The following is a 22,220-nucleotide window of genomic DNA, read 5'->3' as shown; positions in this document are numbered from 1 at the left end:
CCCTGGTCGCCGGTACATCCTCTGCGAAGTGAAGCGTACGCTTATCTTTTTGTCGCTGCTCGTGGGGTTCGGTGTCGGCGCGAGCGCGTGCAGCTCCGACCCGCTGAAGCCCGCCCCCACCACCGTCCCCACGACCACCGCGACGGCCGACGCCGACGCGCCGGATGTCCCGCCCATCCCGCTCCCGGAGGGTGGCGTCGAGACGCCCCTCGCGTACAGCTCCGAGCTCAGCGTGCAGGTCATGCCGAGCGATCGCGGGCAGTCGATCCTCGACGCGATCAAGGGCGCGAAGACCTCCATCCACATGGAGATGTACCAGCTCACGAACAGCGCGGTCATCGGCGCGCTGAAGACCGCCAAGCAGCAGGGGCGCCAGGTCCGCGTCATCCTGAACCAGACCTTCCCGCAGGGCGGCAACGCCAACGCCGGCACCTTCAACGAGCTGAAGGCGGCTGGAGTCGAGGTGGTCTACGCGCCGTCGGTGTTCTCCTTCACGCACTCGAAGATCCTCGTCCTCGACGGCACCGTGGGCTGGATCATGACCATGAACCTCACGCAGACGAGCCCGACCGAGAACCGCGAGTACCTCGTGCGCGTCACCGGCGCCGCCGAGGTGGCGGAGCTCGTGGCCATTCTCCAGGCTGACTTTTCGAACAAGTCCGTAGACTTGCCAGGCAAGCTCGTGGTGTCCCCCGGCTCCGCGACGCCGGTCGACGCGCAGCGACGCCTCGTGGCCCTCATGCGCACCGCCACCTCGCAGATCGACCTCGAGGGCGAGTCGCTGGCCGACACCCAGATCGTCGAGACGCTCATCGCCGCGAAGAAGCTGGGGCGCACGGTGCGCATCATCCTGAACGACCAGGACGGCTCTCCCGGGCAGGTCACCGCCCTCGCGGCGCTCAAGGCGGCCGGCATACCCATCGTGAAGGTTGGCACGCCCGACATCCACGCCAAGGCCATCATCGTCGATCGCGCGCGCGCCTACGTCGGCTCGCAGAACTTCACGTTCACCGCGCTGTTGAAGAACCGCGAGGTGGGCCTGCTCACCGACAACGTGGCCGAGGTCACCAAGATGGCCACGACCATCGACGCCGACTTCGCCAAGGGCGTCCCGTTCTGAACGACGCGCCCGCGCTGCCGAATTTGGTTGCACCCACGCGCGTCACGACTATGGTTCGCCACGCTTCGTGGCCGTAGCTCAGTTGGTAGAGCGCTGGATTGTGGCTCCAGCTGTCGCGGGTTCAATCCCCGTCGGTCACCCCAAAGATTCCGGGCACTTGCAGGGATAAGCAGCGAGACGGAAGCGGACTGCGTCGGCGCGATGGCGCCGACCGAATCGTCGGACTCCTCGGTGCGCGAAGCGACGAAGAGCGCACGCTCGACGGCTAACAGCCTGTTGATAAACGGACCGAGCCCGCGCGTCGTCCGCGCGGCATCAGGCAAGGCGCGATCCGAGGAGCCCGCGGAGCCTGCTTTTGCAGGTGAGCAGGCACCGGAGGATCGCAACGCAGCCCGTGCCGATGCGGCGGCGCGGGGGCGACGGGAGTTTATCAACGGGCTGCTAAGGCTCCCTCGCGGGCGCGGTCTTCAGAATCCCCGCGATATGCGCCGCGGACGCGGCTTCGGCCGCCGCGAGGTCGCACGGGTCGCGCGTCCAGCGCAACGCGACAACGCCGTGGGGCGACGTGCGCTCGACCCCCGGCAGGTGGCTTGGCCTTGGCCATTCGCTTCGGGGCCTCGAGGAGCTGATCATCCTCGTCCCACGGAGGCCGGTCGGGCTCGAAGACGACCGCGATGGCGCGCAGCGGCCAGCGCGCCGGATCGTCGGGTTCCTCGGGCGCGTCCGACCAGTCCCACCAGGCGTGGCCGACCACGACGTGCACCTCGTCCGGCGCGCGACCCTCAGCGCGACGGCGGTGGCGAAGAAGTCACCGAGCGCGGAGTGGCGCAGCGCGGCCAGGGTCCGCCCGCGCAGGGCCGCCGTCAGCGAGGTGCGGCGGAAGACCCCGCGCGGGCTACGACTTCTGGTTGTAGTTCGTGGACTCGAGCAGGATGACGTTGGTCTTCGACCGCGTCTCGCCCACGCTCGTGATGTACACGGCCGGCTGGTCTTGCACGGGGCAGACCTTCTCGCACGCGCCGCAGCCGATGCAGAGGCTCGGATCGACGTGCGGTCGCTGGAGCTTCACCTGCTTCATCGCCGGCTCGGCGCCGTTCGGGCCGGGGGTCTTCTCGCGCATGGGCGCCTCGACCTCTTCGACCCAGATGGCCTTGGGGGAGGTGGGGCAGAACTCCTCGCACACGATGCAGGGGGTCTGCATGCTCCACGGGAGGCAGCGGCCGTGGTCGTAGAAGGCGGTGCCGATCTTCACCGGCGGCGTGCCCTGGCCGAGCTTCTCCTTCTCGGTGATCTTCTGGATGGCGCCGGTCGGGCACACCTGCCCGCAGAGCACGCACGAGTGCTCGCAGTAGCCGATGCGCGGGATGAGGATGGGCGTCCACAGGCCCTCGACGCCGGCCTCGAACAACGCGGGGTGGAGCGCGTTGTTCGGGCACACCTTCATGCACTCGGCGCAGCGGATGCACCGCTCGAGGAACGCCCGCTCCTCCACCGCGCCCGGGGGCGGATCACCTTGGAGTGGTAGTTCACGTCGAGCGAGTCGGCGATGCGCATCGCGGGGATGGCGGCGGCGCCGGCCGCGACCGTGGCGAGCAGGGTGCGACGGTCGGTGTCGGGCTTCACGATCGCGCTCTTGCGGTTCGGCAAGAAGCGGAACTTGATGACGTCCTCGGGGCAGGACGCCTCGCAGTTCATGCACATGTGGCACTCGTCCTGGCGCCACTTCACGCCGCCCTGCGGGCTGTCGGCGCCCTGGCAGTTCACGAGGCACAGGTTGCAATCGGTGCACTTTGCATGGTCTTTCTCCATGCCGAACAGCGCGAACCGCGCGAACACACCGAGGAACGCGCCGAGCGGGCAGAGCACGCGGCACCAGAAGCGCGGCACGAACCGGTTCATGAACAGGATCGCGACGAGCAGAAAGACGATGAGCCAGGTCTGGTGAAAGTAGAACTGCTTGTTCTGCCAGACGGCCTGCGCGAGGAAGTCCTGCGTGTGGTCGGCGGCGCCCTGGAGCGGCCGCGACGGTACGTTCTGCGCGGCGCCGAGCCCACGCGACGTGAGGTATTGCGCGGCCGGGATGACCCCGAGGCCGATCGAGCGCACCGCCACGCAGATGGGATCCATCATGCCGCCGATGGCGCTGCCCGCGACGCTCGCGAGCAGGAACGCGTACATGAGGTAGTACTTCGCGCGCTGGTAGCCGTGGGTCTTGTTGGCCTCCACGCGCGACGCGCCGCGGCCCTTCGGGGAAGGGAGGATCCACGCGAAGAAGTGGTGGAGCGTGCCGAACGGGCAGATCCACCCGCAGAACACGCGCCCCACGAGCAGCGTGAGCCCGAGCAGCCCGAGGCTCCAGAGGAGGCCGCGGTAGACCGTGTGGGTCGAGAGCACGGTCATGGCGCCGACGAACGGATCGGCCAGCAAGAACGCCTCGACCGGCAGCGGCAGGCGCACGGCCTGGTCGGCCTGGGCCGCGAAATTGCCCCGGAAGCCGGTCTGGAACAGGAAGTACATGAACAGGCTGAAGAAGCCTGCCTGCGACACGCGCCGCGCCCACACGAGGCCGCGGATGATGGGCCGGGCCGGCAAGCCCGAGCCCGCGCGCTTCGGGTTCAGCTTCGCGCGGAGTTTGTCCACGAGGCTCGGGCCGGTCGCCTTGCGCGCGCCGCCGCCGCCGCCGCCGCCCGCGCTACCGCTCGGGGAGCCCGGAGCCGGAGAGCCAGCGGGGCCTGGTGCGCGCTCGGCGACCGCCGAGGCGTGCTTCTTCGCGGTGCTCCCGCACCCGCCGGTGCCGCAGCCGCTCGAGCCGCAGCCGCCCGCGGGCTTCGGCGGCGTGGTGGTGCACGCCGTGGGGTCGACCGTGGGTGAGCGCGACGCCGAGGACGTTCCCTGGGTCCGCGTGGGTGCGGGCGCGACCAGCGTCACCGTCGTGCTCTGATCGAGCGCGGCGACGACCCCGACCTCGCCGGTCTTCCAAGGGATAGGCGCGGCGTGGCCGCTCGAGAGATCGTCGGCCGCCGTGGCTTCGAGCGCGGTGACGTCGAGCACCACGGCCGCGTGCGGCGCGCCCGCTTGTTGCGCTGCGCGATCCCCGCGGGCGGTTCCCTGCGAGGAGCGTGCAGAATGCAAAGATTCGCGGCTCACCCTAGACCTCCTTCACTCGGAGGCTCTCCCAGTTCATCGTGCCGATGCCGCGTTCGTGGGCCATCTTCAGGTACGGCAGGTTCTCGCGTGTCTGGCCGATGAGGGTGCAGCCGAGCGCGTCGGCGGCGACCTGATCGATGGCGGCGATGACGGTGTTCATCACCTTCGTGTCGTCGATGTTGCCGCCCTGCGGGCCGTTGCGCATGAGCACTCGCATCGCGTCGACCACGGTGAGGGTCGGGCGCATGAAGGTCGCCAGATCGGCGATCGACACGTCGATGTTCTGGTGGAGGCGATTTCGCCGTCCGCCGAGCACGCCGTACCAGTTCTTCATGGCCGCCGTGTACTTCGCGAGGTTGTGGTGCTTCGCCACCGGCACGTTGATGACCTTGTCGGCCTCGACCAGCGTGGTGAAGATGGGCCACTCGTCGAGCACCTCGCCGCGAATACGCGTGGAGCGGAAGCGGTGCTGGAGCGGGAGCACGACCTCGGCGCCGAGGCTGTGCGCCTTGCGCCAGATGCCCGAGCGCTGGAAGCACCGATCGGGGTCGTTGCAGCTCCCGTCGGCCACGACGACCCGCTTGGCGCCGGCCTCGAAGGCGAGCTGCACGACCGTCCCCACGACGTCGGGGTTCGTGTTGGCCGCGTGGATCGGCATGCGATCCCACCCGATGTTGGGCTTCACGACGACCACGTCGCCGCGCGACACGAAGCGCTTCATGCCGCCGAGCGCGGCGACCGCCCTGCGCACCACGTCGTCGGCGCTGGCGTTCTCGTCACCTTTGGGGCCACGCGCGATGGAGAGATCGGCGTCTTCGTTCGCCTTGCCGCGGAAGTCGCGCACCTGGCGGTCGCCCTGACCGTCGCGAGCGCCGAAGCCGCCCTTGTCCCACACGCCTCGCCCGAGGAGCGCCGCGCCGCCGAGCACGCCGGCGGCCGCGCCGACGCGGGTGAGCGCCTCTCGACGCGACGGGCGAGAGGCGCGAGAGTCCCGCGCGGCCTCGTCTGCGAGCGGCGGCGGCGGCGTGGGCTTGGTTGCCATGGGAGTTCTCTTAGCGCCGAATGGAAGACAGAGGCAACTCGTGGACGCGCATTTCCCCGCAGAATTCGCCCTCGATCGCGGCCTCACACAGGCGCGGCGCGAATCCTCGGGCTGCCATGGATGAGCTACTCGGGCGACGCGTCGGCGCTCGCTTCGAGCGAGCCGCTGTCGGGGCGCGCGCCGTCGAGGGGCGCGTCGGGGATCGAGTCGGGCGACGCGTCGGTGCTCGCGTCGCTGGCGTCGGCGCCCGCTTCCGCGTCGGCCTCGCTCGGGGGCGCGCGGCGCGTCGGCTCCTCGTAGGTCAGCGGGTCGAGCCCGAACACCGCGTTGCAGGCCGCGCACGCCAGCAGCGCGGCGGCCCAAGGCGCCCGAGCAGCCGGTCGCGATGCGGCGCCGCACGGACGACGGGAGCGTATCCGCGGCCTGGTGGGCCTCACCGGAACGAGCCCTCGGCGACGACGCCGAGCCCGCGGGCCGCCACGGAGAGGCTCGTGCGTGAGTTGGCGACCCCTTCGGGCGTCCGAGCCGGCGCGAGCCAGAAGAGCGCGGCGCCGCCCGCCACGAGGCCGAGGCCGGCGAGCCCCACGACCGTGCCCACGTCGCCCTTGGCGCGCGCGTCGGCGGCCGCGTCCACCTGCGCGCGGTCGGCGCACCGGTTGGCCTCGCAGAGCGTCGCGGCCCGGCTGTGATCGGCCTTCGCGAGCACGCCGAGCACCACGCCCGTGATCGCCGCGAGCCCGCCGCCCGCGACCAGCGCCGCGCCCGTGAGCTTCGCGGGGCCGAGGTTGCCCTCGTCGACCAGGTACCCCACGGCGGGCGCACGCCCGAGGGCACGCGGCGAGAGCTCGACCCGCGCGACGCGCGAGCTCGTCAGCCCCGCGAGGCTCGGCACGTCGACCACGAGGTCGTCGCCCTCGGCGGCGAGCGCGACCGTGGCGGTGAAGGCGAGGTCTCTCGCCGCGACGCGCACGGTGACCGGGCCGCCGTCCCGCGGGTGAGGCGCGTCCCACCGGTCGCGCGGGACGGCCGCGCCGTCGATCCACACGCCAAGCGCCGGGGTCGCGCGGAGATCGGGCGGCAGGCGGACGGTGAGCCGCGAGCGGCGCGGGCCGAGCTCCGCGAGCCGGCTGCGGGCGCGCTCGCGGGTCGCCTCCGGGAGCGAGCCGCCCTCGCGCGCGAGGAGACGCGTGTAGGTTGCATGGGCCGACGCGAGGCGCCCGCCCCGGTCGAGGCAGTCGGCCGCGAGCGCGAGCGTGGCGGGCGCCGGCACCTCGTCGAAGGCGCGCTGGAGTAGTGGGCACGCCTCCGCGAAGCTCTCGGTCTCGAGCTCGGCCATGGCTCGCTCGAGCGTGGTCGGCGGGGTCTCGGCGCGCGCGGGGCGAGGCGTGAGGCCGAGCCCACCGAGCGCCGCGGCGCTGCACGCGAGGGAGAGCGCGTGCGCCCTCGATCTCGCGCTCGCTGACGGCCTACTTGCGGCCATGTCCTGGTCCGAGCACGCCCGAGAGCTTGGTCTTCGCGTCGAACTCGTGCACGTGGGGCGGGTGATGGCACGAGAGGCAGGTGTCACCGCTCGGCTTCGGAACCGGCACGTGCACGCGCGCCGGCGCCTTCACGTGGAGCGAACCCGCGCCGTGGCACACCTCGCACTGCACGTTCTTCAGCGCGGCGACGGCGGTGACCGTGCTGCCGCCGGGGCGCTCGTAGCCCGTGACGTGGCACGACACGCAGTCGAGGTTGAACTCCTTGAAGCCGTCCTCGAGGGTCTTGTAGGCGCGGCTGTGGGCCGTGCCGTTCCACACCTTGCGCGCGTCGGCGTGGCAGGCCGAGCAGACGTCGATGCCCACGTACGCGGGCTCGTCGGCGGCCGTGGGGCGAGGGGTGCGACCCGCGAACGCGCGCTTGTTCTCGTCGTTCACGCGCTTGTAATAGGCGGAGAGCTTGTCGGTGATGAGTTTGTCGGTGCCGAGCGTCGTGCGCACCTCGCGCAGGGCGTATCGGTAGAAGCTCCCCTTCGCGGGCGTGGGCGACTTGTCGAGGACGGCCCGCTCTTGCTCGAGCTTCGCGACCTCGGCGCGACGGGCCTCGATGTCGGCCTTCGCCACGGAGGGATCGGTCTCCCAGGTCGCGATCTTCTTCCGGAGGTCGTCGATGCGCGCGCTGAGCGCCTCGCGCTTGCGGGTGGCCTCGAGCCCGGCGCCGTCCGCGAACGCCATGCTGCCGTCGCGCACGAAGAGGTCGAGGACGCCGACGGTCTGGAGGTGGTTGCCGGTCTCCACGAGGAGCACGTCACCGACGCGCTCGATGGGCGCCGCCTGCGTGTTCGCCTCGCCCGCGCCGCCGGGTGAGCCCACGAGGATCGCGAGGAGCTTCGGGAACGCGTCGGCGAGGCGCTTCGCCTCCCCGCGGCCGATCGAGGCGAGCAGCACGACCACCTGCGCGCCCTGCTTCTCGAGCTCCGCGAGCGCCGCGCCCACCGCCTCTTGGATCGGGCCGTCCTTCGGCTCGCTCAGCGGCTTGCCCTCACGTGCGCGAGAGGGCGCCGAGACCCCCAAGAGGCCCACCTTGACCCCGCCGAGCTCCTTGACCGAGGTGGCCGTGCGCGGGCCCGCCGCGGGGGTCGCGTTGGCGAACAAGAGCGGCGCGCCGCTGGCCTCGCGCAGCGACGCGAGGGTCTGGTCGCCGGCGGCCCACTCGTTCCGCGCCGGTGCGAACCCCGCGAGTCGCAGCGACGCGAGCGCCTTCGCGATGGTCTCGGCCTTCGCGACGTCTTGGCCGCGCTTGTCGGCCGTGACGTCGGGGTCCATGAAGAAGAGCGGGCCCGCCGTGAGCGTCGCGTAGGCGGCGGCGGACGCCTCCTCGGCTCGTACGAGCGCACCGAAGTGGTCCATCCCCCCGAGCTGGTCCTTCACGCAGCCGCAGGGCTCGAGGGCGCCGGCGAGGTCCGACACCAAGTAGAGCCGCACAGTGGGCCGCTCGTCGCGGGTGCGTGCCGGCTCCGTCGTCGGAGGGCGACAGCCGTCGCAGGCGGCCAGCGCGAAGACCCCTGTCAGCGCCGCGGCGATCGCTGCGCGCGACGTGAACAGGCCGAGCGGGCGAAACGGGCTTGCGAAGAGCCTCACGAGCGACACCTCCCTGCGAACGCCGTGCGCGCGCGGCGCGCTGCGCGCGCTGCCCGAGCCGGCGCGGCCTTCATACCGCAACCGCCGGAACAAATCGCCCATTCCACGACAGAGTCGAATCGTCCGTGAGATCGGCCGCGTGCTACCGTTCCACCCTGATGCGGAGGTTCGGTCCGTTCGTTCTCGAGGCTCGGTTGGCCGTCGGCGGTACGGCGGAGGTGCACACGGCGCGCCCCGCGGAGCCCGGCGGCGATCTGCCCGAGCGGGTCGTCGTCAAGCGCCTGCTACCGCACATGCTCGCCGAGCCCAGCGCGAGGTCCATGTTCGACCTCGAGGCGCGGCTGCACGCGTCGATCCGCCACGAGAACGTCGTCCGCGTCTACTTCGCCGGCGTCGACGAGGCGACCGGCGAGCCGTTCCTCGCCCTCGAGCACGTCGACGGCGTCGACGGTTACCGCCTGCTCCGCCGGTTGAAGCAGGAGGGCCGCACGCTCCCCGTCGGGGTCGCGGTCTACATCGCCCGCGAGGTCCTGCGCGCGCTCGCCAGCGCGCACACCGCGCGGGACGCCAACGGGGCGCCGCTCCACATCGTGCACCGCGACGTGAGCCCATCGAACATCTACTTCTCGGTGGATGGTCGCGTAAAGCTTGGTGATTTTGGCATTGCGCACTCGTCCTCTCGCGCGTCGATGCGCAGCGAGGCGGGCAACACCCTGAAGGGGAAGTACGCGTACCTCGCCCCCGAGCAGGTGAAGGGCGACCCCGCCGATCACCGGGCCGATCTCTTCAGCCTCGCCGCCGTGCTCACCGAGATGCTCCTCGGTGTCCCGCTCTTCGCGGGCGGCGGGCAGCTCGCCGTGCTGCTCGCGATTCGCGACTGCAAGCTCGACGTCCTCGAGTCGGCGCGACACTCCCTCCCCAAGGGGCTCTTCGACGTGCTCGAGCGCGCCCTCTCGAAGGCGCCCGATCGGCGTTTCGGGACGGCGTCCGAGCTCGCCGCCCGGCTCGCCCCCTTCGAGAGCCCGCCTCAAGCCGCGATCACCGAGCTCTCGGCCCTCGTGCGCGCCACGCAGGCCGGCGCCCCCAGCCGCGAGCTCAGCGCGGTGACGCCTGGTCGCGCTCGGGCGGTGGAAGCGCAGGCTACGCGCGTGAGCGATCCCCAGCTCCGCAAGACCAGCGAGTACGTGCTCGAGCCCTCGTTCGTCGTCACCGCTGACGGGCGCCTGATGGGGCCGATCTCGTTTGCCCACCTCGTCGAGGCGATCTCCACGGGCGAGCTCGCCGAGCGCGATCGCGTGAACTACGCCGGCACGGGCCTCAAGCCGCTGCGTGACATCGGCGAGCTCGCGCGCTTCCTGCCGCCCTCCACCGCCACCGCGAGCGGAGCCCTCGACCCTGGCCTGCCCCAGTTTCAGGGCGAGCTGTCCGAAATGGGCATGTTGGCGGTGCTCATGCCCGTGCTGCGGGAGCGCCTCTCGGGCGTTCTCTTCGCCGAGCGCGGCGCCGGGGGCGGCGCGGCGCCCATGCGCAAAGAGCTCTATTTCCAGGCCGGCCGGCTGCATCACGTCGCCTCGACGAACGCGACCGAGCTGCTCGGCGAGTACCTCGTGCGCCGCGGCAAGCTCGCGCGCGAAGAGCTCGATCTCGCCCTCGGCATCCTCCCTCGGTACCAGGGCCGCATGGGCGACACGCTCATCTCGCTCGGCCTCGTCGACGCCGTCGAGATCTTCCGCGCGATCCGCGAGCAAGGGCGCGATCGCGTCGCCGACCTCTTCACGTGGCGCTTCGGCAAGGTGTCGTTCTATCGCGACCGCACCGCGGCCCACGTCGAGTTCCCGCTCGACCTCGACCTGCCGCAGCTGCTGGTCGCCGGCCTCGAAGCGGAGATGCCCGGGAACGTGCCGCTCGACCGCTACCGCGGCCACTTGAGCCGTACCTTGCGGAGCCGCCCGACGCCGCGCGAGCTCGTCGGGGTCACGTGGCCCGCGAGCGTGTCGGCGCTCCGCGCGCTCCTCGATCCTCCCCTCGCGCTTCGCGAGGTGCTGCGCCTCGGCGCGCAGTCGGGCGCCGCCGCCCCCGAGCTGCTCCGCGCGGTCGAGGTGCTCACCGCGGCCGGGCTCGCCGCGTTCGACTGAGCCCACCGCGTGCAGTGGGCTGCGGCGTCGAGTCCTCGGTCGTCACTCGAGCGGCGGGAAGTGGGCGTGACCCTCGGAGTCGAACCACAGCACCCGATCGAGCACCTGGGCCGCGTCCAGCACGGCCGCGTCGTGGTCGCGCGCCACCGCGACGAGCTCGCCGTAGAGCGCGTTCGTCGCGCGTCGAAACACCAGCAACGCGCCGATGAAGCGCGCGCCTTGCGCTAGCGGCGGCTCGCCCAGCAAGTGCCGGCACGCCGGCTCGGGCAGGAGCGGCACGCACTCGGGGACGAGGAGCGCGAGCAGCTTGGAGAGCGCCTCGGTGCCCTGCGCGCGCCGCGTTCCGAGCGCCTCGGAGAGCTGGTCGACCGCCGCCGCGATCTCGGCGAGCTCGGGCGAACCGGCGACCGGCTCGTCCGGGAGCGCCTCGAGGGCCAAGGCGAGCGCGAGCAGCACCTCGCGCCATGGGGGCGTCGCCAGCGCGCGGAGGGCGGGGGAGGGCGCGGGCGAGTTCACGAGCCAGCTCGACGCGAGGGCGAGATCGAGTCGCGCCTCGAGCGGGAGCGTGGGTCGAGCGCGCCGCAGCGCGTGCGCGGCTTGGTCGAAGAGGAACGCGCCAGGGAGCCCCGCGCGGAGGTTCAGCTTCTCCGCCGCGCGCTCCGCCGAGATCGCGCGTCCGCCGCCAAGATCGTGCTTCACCATGCGTCGAGCCTACCAGCCCAGTCACGCTGGGCGTACGTCCCGCGCGCGCCCGCGCGGCGCGACAGATGTGCGCTCGGGAGGTACCCTGCCAGCATGGGCTGCCTCTTTTGCAACATCGTCTCGAAGAAGATCCCCGCCGACATCGTGTACGAGGACGACCACGTGCTCGCCTTTCGTGACGTTCGGCCGGTCGCCCCCTCGCACGCGCTCGTCATCCCGAAGGTGCACCTCGAGAGAGTGCACGAGGCCACGGGCGAGCACGCCGCGCTCCTCGGCGCGGTAGTCCTCGGCGCGCGAGAGGTGGCCGAGCGGCTCGGCCTCGGCGGCTCGGGTTACCGGCTCGTAATCAACAACGGTGACGACGGCGGACAGACCGTGTTCCACCTGCACGTGCACGTGCTCGGCGGCCGCGCGCTCAGCTGGCCGCCCGGCTGAAGCGGGCCACGCGCGTGCATGTAGAATGCACGTAGCTATCGCGCGGCGCGCGTCGCCGGCGGCGGGCCGAGGCGCGCGATGGCGGCCTCCACGCTCGCGCGGGGATCCTCGCCCTCGGGCGCGTCGCGCGTGTCGCCGAATGGAGCGCGCCGCTGCCGCCCGAGCAGGTAGCGGAGGCACGCGACCTCCAGCCCCGACACGGTCACGCGGCGCCTGAAGTCGACGTCGGGGAGCCGGTAGGTGAGCTCGAACAGCCCGTCGCCCCGCGCCGTGAGCGCGGGCTCCACGGCTCGCTCGAGGTGACGGAGGGCGCCGCGGAGGAGCGCCGAGCGTCGCCGCGCGGCCCGCACCTCCGGGCGACGGTGCAGGTCGAAGAACCGATTGCGGGAGTAGAGCCCCGGGGCCACGGTCATCGCCACGGCGAGCGCTTCGGTCAGCGCGGCGCCCTCGAGGGCGCCGTCGCGAAGAAGGGAGGGCTGGCTCTCGCGGTTCACGCGCTCACGAGCTCACGCCTTGTGAGCCCCGCCGTCAGCGCCGTTCTGCGCCTCGAGCATCGTGGCCTGCCGGTGGGTGCGGAGCGCCGTCATGAGCTCCTCAAGATCGCCCATCATCACGCGATCGAGCTTGTGGAGCGTCAGCTGGATGCGGTGATCGCTCACGCGGTTCTGGGGGAAATTGTAGGTGCGGATCTTCTGGCTGCGCTCGGCGGTGCCGACCATACCGCGCCGCTCGGCGCTGACCTCGGCGTCTCGCTTCGCCTTCTCGATGTCGAGCAGGCGGCTCTTCAGCACCTTCAGCGCCTTCGCCTTGTTCTTCAGCTGGGAGCGCTCGTCTTGGCACTTCACGATGAGGCCGGACGGCTTGTGGAGGATCTGCACCGCGCTGTTCGTGGTGTTGACGCCCTGGCCGCCGGGACCGCCGCTGGCGGCGATGGAGATCTCGAGGTCCTTGTCGTCGATCTGCACCTCGACCTCGTCCGCCTCGGGAAGCACCGCCACGGTGGCCGTCGAGGTGTGGATGCGCCCCTGGCTCTCGGTGGCGGGGACGCGCTGCACGCGGTGCACGCCTCCCTCGAAGCGCATGTGGGCGTAGACGTCCTTGCCCGAGAGCAGGAAGATGCACTCCTTGTAGCCGCCCGTGGCGCTCTCGGAGAGGGAGAGCACCTCGAGCTGCCAGCCCCGCGCCTCGGAGTACCGCGAGTAGAGGCGGAACAGATCGGCCGCGAAGAGCGCGGCCTCTTCGCCGCCCTCGCCCGAGCGGATCTCGATGATCGTGTTCTTCTTGTCGTCCGGGTCTTGGGGTAGCAGCAGGAACTGCAGCTCGAGCTCGAGCGCGAGGACCTTCTCCTCGAGGGCGGGGATCTCGTGCTCGTCGACGAGCTCCCGCAGCTCCGGATCCGCGAGGGCCTCGCGGTCTTCCTCGAGCCGGCGCTGCGCCTCTTGGTAGCGCGCGAAGGCGTTGGCGATGGGCTCGAGCTCACCGCGCTCGCGGTTCAAGTTGGCGAGGCGCGCGCGGTCGGCGAGCACGTCGGGCTGGCAGAGCAGCTCGTCCATGTCGCGGAAACGCCGCGAGAGATCGGCCAGTTTATCGAGGGGCAACATGCGAACGCTCGGCGGGTCTAGTCGCTCGCTTCAATCAAGTCGACGGATATTCGAGGGCCAACGCTCGGCTCGCCGCGGCAATTGCCTGTAACGAAGCCACCAAGCGAGGTCAGGAGGCGGGGCTTCGCAGCGAGTCGGTCGCGTAGAACGCGGCGTAGTCGTCGAAGCGCGCGTCGTCGACCTCGGCGGGGGTCTCCGCCGCCCCCGCCGCCGCCCGCTCACGAAACAGGGTGGCGCGGAGCGACGCGAGGGCGATCTCGAGCTGCTCGTCGTCGGGCTCGATCGTGGTGATCTTCTGGACGAGGAACCCCGGCACGAGCACGACACGGAGCGGGCCCTTCGTAAAGTACCGCGCGAACACGCGCTGGATCTCGAAGGTGATGGCGGCGAGCACCGGCACGAAGGGCAGCTTCGCGACAAAAAAGAGAACGTTGTCGATGATCTTGCTGCCGGTATCGATCTGCGGAAGGAGGCCACCGAGCACCGTGAAGACGAGCACCGAGACGATGGCGACCATGACCAGGAACGTGGTCCCGCACCGCGGGTGGAGCGTGGTCTTCTTGCGGGCGTTCTCGACCGTGAGGGCCTCGCCCGCCTCGTAGGTGCTGATCGTCTTGTGCTCCGCCCCGTGGTACTGGAACACCCGGCGAATCTCTGGCACGCGGCGGATGAGCAGCATGTAGCCGATCACGATCGCGAGCTTGAACACGCCCGTCATCGCCTGAAATTGCGGCGACTGCACCTTGAGATCGAAGTGCAACACGCGGTTCATGATGGCCGCGACCAGCTGCGGCAGCGCGATCATGAACAACACCATGACCGCGAGCATGATCGCCGGGCCGGTGCGGTTCGTCGCGCTCGCGGCGGCGGCCGGTGCGGGCGCTGGAGCGGTGGTCGGCGCGGGCGGCGCGGCGGGAGTGGCCGGCGCGGGCGGCGCGGGAGCCGCCTCCGCGTCCTGGGTCGCGAGGAGAAAGAGCGTGTAGCCAAGCGCCGTGAGCGCCGACAGCGCGCCGGTCTTGGCGCTGGTGCCCGCCACGGCTTCAGCCTCCGCCGCGGTGACGTCGGCCTCGGCTTGCTCGGCGGAGAAGCGCAGGGCCTCGCCTCCCAGCCGGAGCGACTCGACGAGAGACATGACGCCGCGGACGAGCGGCCATCGCGCGACACCGGTGGGGACGGTGGCGGCGCGCTCGCGGACGTGGAGGCTCCCGTCGCGGCGGCGCACCACGATCGCGAACGAGGTCGGCGCGCGCATCATCACGCCCTCGAGGACGGCCTGCCCCCCTATGTACGGACGAGCAGGGGCTGCGGGGTCGGCGGAGGACGGCGAGGGGGACGGGCTTGCGGCGCTGGACATGGGCCCCCCCAGTATACGTACGCCGGCCCCGGACGCGAGCCCGGCGCCGCCGCCGCGGTGGACAGCGGCCCGTTCGGGGGATACCCCGAGAGAATGCTCGCGCCGCCCCCGCTCCCACGTACCCTCGAGGCGTGCTTCCGGGACGTCGCCAGCCAGCGGCCCGAGGTCCGCGCCGAGGCCTGCGAGGAGCTCGGGCGGCATCTCGCGGCGATGGACGAGGGGGCCGAGCGCGGCGGGAGCCCTGAACGCGGTGAGCGCGCGGAGCGCGGGGACCGCCACGACGAGCGCGACGGGCGACCCTACGCGCGTGGCGTCGAGGCCCTCGCCCACGCGCTCCGCGACGACCACCCGGGCGTGCGAGGTCGCGCGGCCACGGCCTTGGCAGACGCCCGGGCGACGACCGCGCTCGCGTCGCTGCTCGTGGCCGTCGAAGACCCGGATGGGTACGTGCGCCAGATGGCCCTCTCGGCCCTCGGCGAGCTCGGCGACCCACGCGCGGGCTCCAAGCTGCGTCGCGCGCTCACGGACTCTCGACCCGAGGTCCGCTACCAGGCGGTCATCGCCTTCTCGCGGGTGTGCCCCGACGACGCCGAGGAGGCGCTGGTGCGCGCGTTCGCCGACGACGACGACGCGGTCCGTCACATCGCGCTCCGCGTTGTGGAGGAGCGCCTCGAGAAGACGCCGCCGGCCGCGCGCGGGCCCGGATCGCGCGCGGGCGAGGCCGCGGTGAGGCTCCTCGGCGACGCCCACCCCGACGTGCGGGTCGCGGCCGCGATCCTCGTCGCGAGGCTCGGCGATCCCCGCGGGCACCCGCGGCTCCTCGAGGTCGCTCGCGGCGGCGTGCGCGGCGTGTCCACCGAAGAGGAGCACGGCGCGCTCGAGGCGTGCGGCGAGCTCGGGCTCACCGCGGCCATCCCGGCGCTCGAGCGGCGCGCCTACGGGCTCGCGCGGCTCGTATCCGACACCGGAGCCCTCTCGGCGAAGGTCGCGCTCGCCGCGCTGGGCCACGAGCGCGCGGTGAGCGAGCTGCTGGGCGACCTCAGCTCCTCCAAGGCCTCGAGGCGCGACAAGGCGATCATGGCCGCGGGGCGCGCCCGCCTCCGGGCCGCGATCCCCGCGCTCGAGGCCCTGGCCGAGCGAGACGCAACGCGAACGCTCGCCCGCGAGGCGCTCGAGCGCCTCCGGTAGCCGTCGCGGGGGGGGCGCGCGCGGCGCGAGGAGCGCGCGACAAGTGCGCGAGAAGTGCGCGAGAGGAGTGCGCGAGAGGTGGTAAGCCCTCGCGATGCGCATCCTCCGGTTCGTGCTCGCGATCGAGGCTCTCTGCGTCGCCCTCTGGGTCGGCGGCCTGCTCACTCTCGGCGCCATCGTGGCGCCTCTCGTCTTCGGCATGGTGCCCGCCCCCACCTCGGCCGACACCATGACGGCCGTGTTTCAGCGCTTCGACCGGGTCGCGATGACGGCGGCGACCCTGGCGCTGCTCTGCGAGGTCGCGGGGGCCAAGCTCCGCCCGCGGGTCGAGCGCGCCGACCTGCTGCGCGCCGGCTTGCTCGTCGTGATGGCCGGGCTCGTCATCCTGCAAGGTGCCGTGTTCTCTCCCGAAATTGCCGACTTGCACCGCCGCGGCGCGGTGCGCGGGTCGGGCCCCTTGGGGCAGCGCCTCGAGGTCGTGCACGCGCGCGCCTCGGCCTCCGGGAAGCTCCAGTTCGCGCTCGGGGTCGCCTTCTTCGGCCTCCTCGTGGCGCCGCCGCCCGCCGGCGCGGGCGTGGGCGCGTCGACGAAGCGGGAGGACGAGCGCGAAAGCGAAGGCGCGCCACGCCCGCCGACCTGAGCCTTGAGCGAGCGAGTCACGAAGGCGACCAAGGCCGCGGGCCGCGGCGAGGTCTCGCCATGAACCGCCTGGCACGCGACGTGCTTTGCCTCCGAGCGGTGGGCCGGGACGGCGCCCGCCAGCGCTTGGTCCCTCCCCCAGGGCCGGCGCGCTCGCGAAGGGGGCGCGGTCGCCTCACTTTCGTGGCCCGCGGCGGGGTTCGGGTGGCGTTAGGAAGTTGTCGCGCATGCAGCCGGCGCCATGGTGGCTCGGGGCGGCGCGACGGAGCGAATCGCTCCCTAGTTGACGAGGTCCAAGCTCAGAGCTAATACGCCCCCGCTCAGGAACCGTGAAGCAATTCGCGAGCTCAACGTCGAACCCCAAGGGCCCTGCCTGCGGACAACCGTTCGGCCGGGGGTCATGTTCCAGGAAAACTCCGGCTGTTCCGGTTGGGTGTTCCACAGAATCATCGAGTTGGCTTGCGGACCCGGTCCGCGAACGCATTCAAGGTAGGAGGCATAGAATGTTCAAGAAGGTCATCGGTCTCGCGGCGCTCGCGGGCGTCACTCTCATGGTCACGGGCATCGGCTGTACGGTCACCTCGACCACCACCACCGACGGCGGCGCAGGCGGCGACGCGAGCGCCACCACCACCACCACCACCACCGCCCCGACGGATGGCGGGCGCCCCGACACGTCCAAGCCGCCGGTCAAGACCTGCGAGCAGGACATCAAGGGCAAGGCCGCCGAGGTTCGCGCCGCGATCGCCGACGCCGCCAAGGGCTTCGGCCCCTACAAGTCGACCCCCGCGGCGGGTGGCCAGTGCAGCGCCCAGAACATGGTGGACTTCGAGGCCTACCTCAAGACCCTCTCGGCCACCGCGACCTACGCCGAGGTCATCGCCAAGCTGAACACCATCAACGCCGCCTGCGGCGCTTGCGCGTTCAAGGCGCAGGCTGGTGCGACCTGGGGTCCCTACGTGACCGTGCAGACCTCCACCGGGCTCGGCGCGTTCTCGAACACCGCCGGCTGCTTCGAGGCCCAGGGCGTGAGCAAGGCGTGCGCCGAGGCGATCCACTTCTTCGACAAGTGCTCGGCGGTCACCTGCGGAACCTGCGCCGAGGGCGCAGAGGCCGACGCGTGCGAGAAGGACACCTACGCCAACGGCGGCCAGTGCGCGACCGAGTTCGGTCCCGGCATCGCCTCCGAGTGCGGCAAGGACGCGCGCTTCGAGGCGGCCGGCGACGTCTGCGAAGTCGCGGGGAAGCCCGCGATCATCAACCTGATCACCGGCGCCTGCGGCGGCACGGCCTCGGGCGACGCGGGCGGCGGCGGCTGATCCGTCCCGACGTGTGACGGAGTCGTGAGGGAAGGGACAGCCACGGCTGTCCTTTTCCGTTTCTACGAGAGGGCTCGGGCCGCAGGCCGGGAGCGCGTGTCTTTTTCCAGAGAGCGCTGGGGCACCAGCGGAAGGGTGAGCCGTTCATGGTGAGTTCGTATGGGCGCTGGGCGATGGTTCTCGCGGCGGGACTCGCGGCGGTCGCCCTTCCTGGATGCCGAGGCTGCGGTACCGAGACGACGAGCACGCCCGCGCCGGCCCCCTCGGCGCTCGAGCCTTCCCTGCCCGCGGTTGGGCTCACGGCCACCGCCACGCGGCCGGGCTTGGTGGGGTTCGTGCGGTCCTTCGACGCCGGCGCTCCCGTAGAGGCGGGCTCGACCTCTCCCTGAGGCCAGTCGCCATGAAAATGACAAGCGCTGTGGGGATGGTCGTGGGTGGCCTCGTGACGATGATCACGACCGCGGGCTGCAGCTCGTGCGGTGACCGCGAGCCCACCGTAGAGAGTACGCCGCAAGCCGCCCAGGCCGAGCCGGCACCCTCATCGACGTCGGCCTCGCTGGTCGGGCCGAAGATCCGCGCGCCCGCCCTGAAGCGGGCGCTGGCACGCGACGGAGGCAAGTGAGTTTCGTCTGAGGCTTGCCAGTGGGCACGCGTTGTGCAAACTGCGCGGGCGGTGCGGGCCTCGAAGGCCATGAACAACTCGGGCGCGGTCCTCACGGCCCGCTCAATGGAGGCTCGACAATGGTGAAGAAGATCATCGGTTCGTTCGGGGTCGCGGGGGCGCTCGCGCTCGTCGTGGGCGTGGGCTGCTCGTCCACCTCGACCCCATCCGCGGCAGACGGCGGCACGCCGACGGCCGAGGCAGGCCCCACGCCGCCGGTCGACAGCGGCAAGCCCAAGCCCGACGGCGGCGACGGCGGCGGCGGCGCCTGCTACTCGGAGAACGACGCGTTTCTGCAGGAGGGCACGCCCCCGGTCAAGAACTCCGGCAAGTGCTCGGCCGCGCAGCTCACCGAGGCCGAGGCGAAGTGCATCGCGTCCACTTCAACGGAGGCGAACTGCACCGCGTTCGTCAACGCGAACAAGGACTGCGGGCGCTGCATCTTCGGCGTCCTCGAAGGCGAGGAAGAGAAGAACACGCCCATGCCGGCGGTCATCTTCGTCAGCGAGGACCTCATCGCGCCGAACGTCCTCGCCTGCGCGGCGCTCGTGATCGGTCGCCCCGACTGCGCGCAGAAGCTCTCCAAGCAAGAGGTCTGCCTCGAGTCGGCCTGCGCGTCCTGCGACCCCGACGACTCCTCCTACGACGCGTGCCGCACGGAGGCCTCGGCCAAGGTCTGCAAGTCCGAGGTGGACGCGGCGTGCACCAAGGCGGTCGACGACGCCAAGGCCCAATGGGAGCCCATCTGTGACGGCGCCGACTTCGACGCGGCCTACAGGAAGGTCGCGGCGTACATGTGCGGCGGCAGCGGTACGCCCACCGACGCGGGCGGCGGCGGCTGATCGGCGCGAGCGCTCGGTGAACGTGACGACGCGGGCCTACTCCTCCGGGGGGTGAGCCCGCGTCGGAGTTTCAGGGGCAGGGCTCCGCGACTTTGCGCACCCTCAGCGCCGCGGGATGCGCTACGACCGGGTCATGAGCTCCGAACTCGCGCCCGATCTCGGCCTCTTTCGCGTGCTGCAGGACGACGGCTCGGCTCGCGAAGACGTGGAGCGCGTGCCCATCGAGGCCATCCTCCACGGCTACCGCGAGATGACCCGCCTCAGGCTCATCGACGCCAAGATGATCTTGCTGCAGCGCCAGGGGCGGGTGGGCTTTTACGGTGCGTGTACCGGCCAAGAGGCCGTGCCCATCGCGACGGGGCTCGTCCTCCAGAAGCAAGACTGGGTGTTCCCGGCGCTGCGCGAGCAGAGCGTGATGCTGGTGCGCGGGTTCCCGCTCACGCAGTTCATCGCGCAGGTCTTCGGCAACTCGGGCGACGTCCAGAAGGGCCGCCAGATGCCTAGCCACCACTCCGGCAGGTCGGTCAACCAAGTGAGCTGGTCGTCGGTCATTGGGCCTCAGATCCCCCAGGCGGTGGGCGCGGCGTGGGCCATGAAGCTGCGCCAGCGAGCGGGCAAGGGCGGGGACGCGCGGCCCGTCTCCGTAGGCTTCTTCGGCGACGGCGCGACCAGCGAGGCCGACTTCCACGACGCGATGAACTTCGCCGGCCTCTTCAAGGTGCCCGCGTTGCTCGTCTGCCAGAACAACCACTGGTCGATCAGCGTGCCCACCGCCAAGCAGACCGCGGCCAAGACGCTCGCGATCAAGGGGCGCGCCTACGGGGTGCCTTCGGTGCGCGTCGACGGCAACGATCTGCTTGCGGTCTACACGGTCCTCTCCCGCGCCGCGGAGCGCGCGCGCGCCGGGGGCGGACCCACGTTCATCGAGGCGCTCACCTACCGCATCGGCGCGCACTCGACGAGCGACGACCCGACGCGCTACCGCGCGGAGGAGGAGGTCGAGGCGTGGCGCAGGAGAGACCCCCTGAAGCGCCTCCGCGAGCACCTCACCTACCTGGGCCTCGTCGACGACGCGAGCGACGCGCGCCTCGAGGCAGAGCTCACCGAGGAGATCGCCGTGGCCGTGCGGGCCGTGGAGGAGCTCCCGCCACCTGCGCGTACGTCGCTGTTCGACGACGTCTACGCGGAGCTGCCGTGGCACCTGCGCGAGCAGCGCGCCGAGCTCGAGTCGCTGCCGCCGGCGCCCGCCCACGGCGCCTGAGCCCGCGCTCCACGCCCGACTTTGCGCGATCCCCGGAGTGGAAACTCTTGTAAGAACGGGGGCGCGACGCGCGCTCTCGGCCGCTCCACGGCTGGTCGCGCGACCGGACAGACCCCAAAGCCGAAGAACACTGCGCGAGAGGCTCCAACATGGCGAAGAGAGAAGTCGATACGGTGGTGATTGGTGGCGGGCCGGGCGGCTACGTGTGCGCGATCCGCCTCGGCCAGCTGAAGCAGAAGGTCGTCTGCGTCGAGAAGGAGGAGGTCGGCGGCGTGTGCCTGAACTGGGGCTGCGTCCCCTCGAAGGCCCTCATCTCCGCGAGCCACAACTTCGAAAAGGCCAAGGATGGCGGGCACATGGGCCTCATCATCGACAACGTCCGCGTGGACGTCGCGAAGATGCAGGCGTGGAAGAGCGGCATCGTGAAGAAGCTCACCGGCGGCATCCGCGGGCTCTTCCGCGGCAACGGCGTCGAGCTCGTGATGGGCACCGCGCGCGTGACGGGACCGAACACGGTCGAGGTCACGGCGAAGGACGGCACCGTCGAGACGCTCGAGGCGAAGGCCATCGTCGTCGCCACGGGCTCGTCGACGATCGAGATCCCCACGTTCAAGTTCGACGGTTCGCAGGTCATCGGCGCCAAGGAGGCCGTGAGCCTTCAAGAGGTGCCGAAGCGCCTGCTCGTCATCGGTGGCGGCGTCATCGGCCTCGAGCTCGGCTGCGTCTACCAGAAGTTCGGCGCGGCACTCACCGTGGTGGAGGCCACTCCGGGCCTGCTCCCGGGCGTCGATCCCGACGTCACGGCGGTGGTCGAGAAGAGGCTCGTCAAGCACGGCGCGAAGATCATGAAGGGCGCCAAGGCCATGGGGTACGAGCGCAACGCGGACGGCTCGCTCTCCGTGAAAATCGACGTGGGCGGCACGCCCGAGACGGTGCAGGCCGATGTGGTCCTCGTCGCGGTGGGGATGCGTCCCAATGGCGCGGGGCTCGGCCTCGAAGAGCTCGGCGTGAAGGTCGAGCGCGGCTTCGTCCCCTCCGACAAGTTCGGGCGCACGAACGTGCCCAGCATTTACTCCATCGGCGACGTCTCGGGCGCGCCGATGCTCGCCCACAAGGCGAGCAAGGAGGGCGAGGTCGTCGCCGAGGTGATCGCCGGCCACAAGGCGGCGAAGGACTGGGTCGGCATCCCCGGCGCCATCTTCACCGATCCCGAGATCGCCACCGTGGGCATGACCGAGACCCAGGCGAAGGAGCAGGGCGTCGCGGTGCGCATCGGCAAGTTCCCGTTCGCCGCGCTCGGGCGCGCGATGGCGGTGAACGAGACCGAGGGCTTCTTCAAGGTGGTGGCGGAGCAAGAGAGCCACAAGGTGCTCGGCGTCCACATCGTCGGCCCCTCCGCGACCGACCTCATCAGCGAGGGCGCGCTCGCCCTCGAGATGCACGCGTTCCTCGAGGACCTCGGGCTCACCATCCACCCGCACCCCACGCTGGGCGAGGGGCTCATGGAGGCCAGCATGCACGGCCTCGGTCACGCGATCCACGTGCTCAATCGCTGAGCGCAGAGCGGCGCGCGCCGGGGTCGGCGACGCTCCCCCGTCGGCCCGGGCCCGCTGCTCGAGGGCCGCCGGGAGGCGCCAGGACGCTCATCACGGCTG

General features: G+C 71.4%; 18 protein-coding genes, 1 tRNA gene and 1 pseudogene. 11 read left to right on the top strand and 9 right to left on the bottom strand.

Annotated elements, in window-relative coordinates; all coding sequences use genetic code 11:
* Positions 1 to 28 precede the first annotated feature (28 nt).
* Together IPQ09_00300 and IPQ09_00295 are read left to right on the top strand one after the other, a co-directional pair.
* Positions 29 to 1,120, top strand: a complete 1,092-nt coding sequence (locus IPQ09_00300; GenBank protein MBL0192660.1) for a hypothetical protein — start codon at positions 29 to 31, stop codon at positions 1,118 to 1,120.
* 67 nt (positions 1,121 to 1,187) lie between these two features.
* Positions 1,188 to 1,263, top strand: a tRNA-His gene (locus tag IPQ09_00295).
* A 752-nt stretch (positions 1,264 to 2,015) separates the two neighbouring features.
* Here IPQ09_00295 and IPQ09_00290 read toward each other — a convergent pair.
* From IPQ09_00290 to IPQ09_00270, 5 genes and pseudogenes are all read right to left on the bottom strand, one after another.
* Positions 2,016 to 3,760 (bottom strand): annotated as a pseudogene (locus IPQ09_00290) (4Fe-4S binding protein).
* 508 nt (positions 3,761 to 4,268) lie between these two features.
* Entirely contained in the window at positions 4,269 to 5,309 is a 1,041-nt protein-coding gene (locus tag IPQ09_00285; protein MBL0192659.1) for a DUF362 domain-containing protein, read from the bottom strand.
* A gap of 125 nt (positions 5,310 to 5,434) precedes the next feature.
* On the bottom strand, positions 5,435 to 5,632 hold the full coding sequence (locus tag IPQ09_00280) for a hypothetical protein (protein ID MBL0192658.1): 198 nt from the start codon (positions 5,630 to 5,632) through the stop codon (positions 5,435 to 5,437).
* 110 nt (positions 5,633 to 5,742) lie between these two features.
* Positions 5,743 to 6,789 (bottom strand): hypothetical protein, encoded by a 1,047-nt coding sequence (locus IPQ09_00275; GenBank protein ID MBL0192657.1) that lies wholly within the window; start codon positions 6,787 to 6,789, stop codon positions 5,743 to 5,745.
* The gene (locus IPQ09_00270; GenBank protein MBL0192656.1) at positions 6,776 to 8,530 is read right to left on the bottom strand and encodes a hypothetical protein; all 1,755 of its coding nucleotides are present in this window, start codon (positions 8,528 to 8,530) and stop codon (positions 6,776 to 6,778) included. The genes IPQ09_00275 and IPQ09_00270 overlap by 14 nt, the downstream gene beginning before the upstream one ends.
* A gap of 56 nt (positions 8,531 to 8,586) precedes the next feature.
* Between IPQ09_00270 and IPQ09_00265 the strand changes: the two genes are divergently transcribed.
* Positions 8,587 to 10,563 carry a serine/threonine protein kinase gene (locus tag IPQ09_00265; protein MBL0192655.1) on the top strand — a complete coding sequence of 659 codons (1,977 nt, stop codon included), beginning with the start codon at positions 8,587 to 8,589 and terminating at the stop codon, positions 10,561 to 10,563.
* 42 nt (positions 10,564 to 10,605) lie between these two features.
* Here IPQ09_00265 and IPQ09_00260 read toward each other — a convergent pair whose 3' ends face one another.
* The gene (locus IPQ09_00260; GenBank protein MBL0192654.1) at positions 10,606 to 11,265 is read right to left on the bottom strand and encodes a hypothetical protein; all 660 of its coding nucleotides are present in this window, start codon (positions 11,263 to 11,265) and stop codon (positions 10,606 to 10,608) included.
* Between the two features lie 93 nt (positions 11,266 to 11,358).
* Between IPQ09_00260 and IPQ09_00255 the strand changes: the two genes are divergently transcribed.
* On the top strand, positions 11,359 to 11,700 hold the full coding sequence (locus tag IPQ09_00255; GenBank protein MBL0192653.1) for a histidine triad nucleotide-binding protein: 342 nt from the start codon (positions 11,359 to 11,361) through the stop codon (positions 11,698 to 11,700).
* Positions 11,701 to 11,735: 35 nt separating this feature from the next.
* On the opposite strand, the gene IPQ09_00250 is transcribed toward IPQ09_00255, so the two are convergent.
* From IPQ09_00250 to IPQ09_00240, 3 genes are all read right to left on the bottom strand, one after another.
* The gene (locus IPQ09_00250) at positions 11,736 to 12,194 is read right to left on the bottom strand and encodes a hypothetical protein (GenBank protein MBL0192652.1); all 459 of its coding nucleotides are present in this window, start codon (positions 12,192 to 12,194) and stop codon (positions 11,736 to 11,738) included.
* A gap of 12 nt (positions 12,195 to 12,206) precedes the next feature.
* On the bottom strand, positions 12,207 to 13,301 hold the full coding sequence (prfA, locus tag IPQ09_00245) for a peptide chain release factor 1 (protein ID MBL0192651.1): 1,095 nt from the start codon (positions 13,299 to 13,301) through the stop codon (positions 12,207 to 12,209).
* 109 nt (positions 13,302 to 13,410) lie between these two features.
* On the bottom strand, positions 13,411 to 14,655 hold the full coding sequence (locus tag IPQ09_00240; GenBank protein ID MBL0192650.1) for a DUF1385 domain-containing protein: 1,245 nt from the start codon (positions 14,653 to 14,655) through the stop codon (positions 13,411 to 13,413).
* 93 nt (positions 14,656 to 14,748) lie between these two features.
* Between IPQ09_00240 and IPQ09_00235 the strand changes: the two genes are divergently transcribed.
* The 7 genes from IPQ09_00235 to lpdA all read left to right on the top strand — a co-directional run bounded on the left by IPQ09_00235 (position 14,749) and on the right by lpdA (position 22,121).
* Positions 14,749 to 15,843, top strand: coding sequence for a HEAT repeat domain-containing protein (locus IPQ09_00235; GenBank protein ID MBL0192649.1), 1,095 nt, complete (start codon positions 14,749 to 14,751; stop codon positions 15,841 to 15,843).
* Positions 15,844 to 15,937: 94 nt separating this feature from the next.
* Positions 15,938 to 16,483: a DUF4149 domain-containing protein gene (locus IPQ09_00230; protein MBL0192648.1), complete on the top strand. Its 546-nt coding sequence runs from the start codon at positions 15,938 to 15,940 to the stop codon at positions 16,481 to 16,483.
* A 502-nt stretch (positions 16,484 to 16,985) separates the two neighbouring features.
* Positions 16,986 to 17,801, top strand: coding sequence for a hypothetical protein (locus IPQ09_00225; protein ID MBL0192647.1), 816 nt, complete (start codon positions 16,986 to 16,988; stop codon positions 17,799 to 17,801).
* A 400-nt stretch (positions 17,802 to 18,201) separates the two neighbouring features.
* Positions 18,202 to 18,423 (top strand): hypothetical protein, encoded by a 222-nt coding sequence (locus tag IPQ09_00220; GenBank protein ID MBL0192646.1) that lies wholly within the window; start codon positions 18,202 to 18,204, stop codon positions 18,421 to 18,423.
* A 119-nt stretch (positions 18,424 to 18,542) separates the two neighbouring features.
* Positions 18,543 to 19,304 (top strand): hypothetical protein, encoded by a 762-nt coding sequence (locus tag IPQ09_00215; GenBank protein MBL0192645.1) that lies wholly within the window; start codon positions 18,543 to 18,545, stop codon positions 19,302 to 19,304.
* 133 nt (positions 19,305 to 19,437) lie between these two features.
* Complete coding sequence (locus IPQ09_00210) at positions 19,438 to 20,565, top strand: thiamine pyrophosphate-dependent dehydrogenase E1 component subunit alpha (GenBank protein ID MBL0192644.1); 1,128 nt, start codon at positions 19,438 to 19,440, stop codon at positions 20,563 to 20,565.
* Positions 20,566 to 20,714: 149 nt separating this feature from the next.
* On the top strand, positions 20,715 to 22,121 hold the full coding sequence (lpdA, locus tag IPQ09_00205; protein MBL0192643.1) for a dihydrolipoyl dehydrogenase: 1,407 nt from the start codon (positions 20,715 to 20,717) through the stop codon (positions 22,119 to 22,121).
* Positions 22,122 to 22,220: the final 99 nt, after the last annotated feature.

Source organism: Myxococcales bacterium (assembly GCA_016720545.1).
In the GTDB taxonomy this organism is placed as follows: domain Bacteria; phylum Myxococcota_A; class Polyangia; order Polyangiales; family Polyangiaceae; genus JAAFHV01.
The sequence above is the reverse complement of the archived record's forward strand: the minus strand, read 5'-3'. Positions and strand labels throughout refer to the sequence as shown.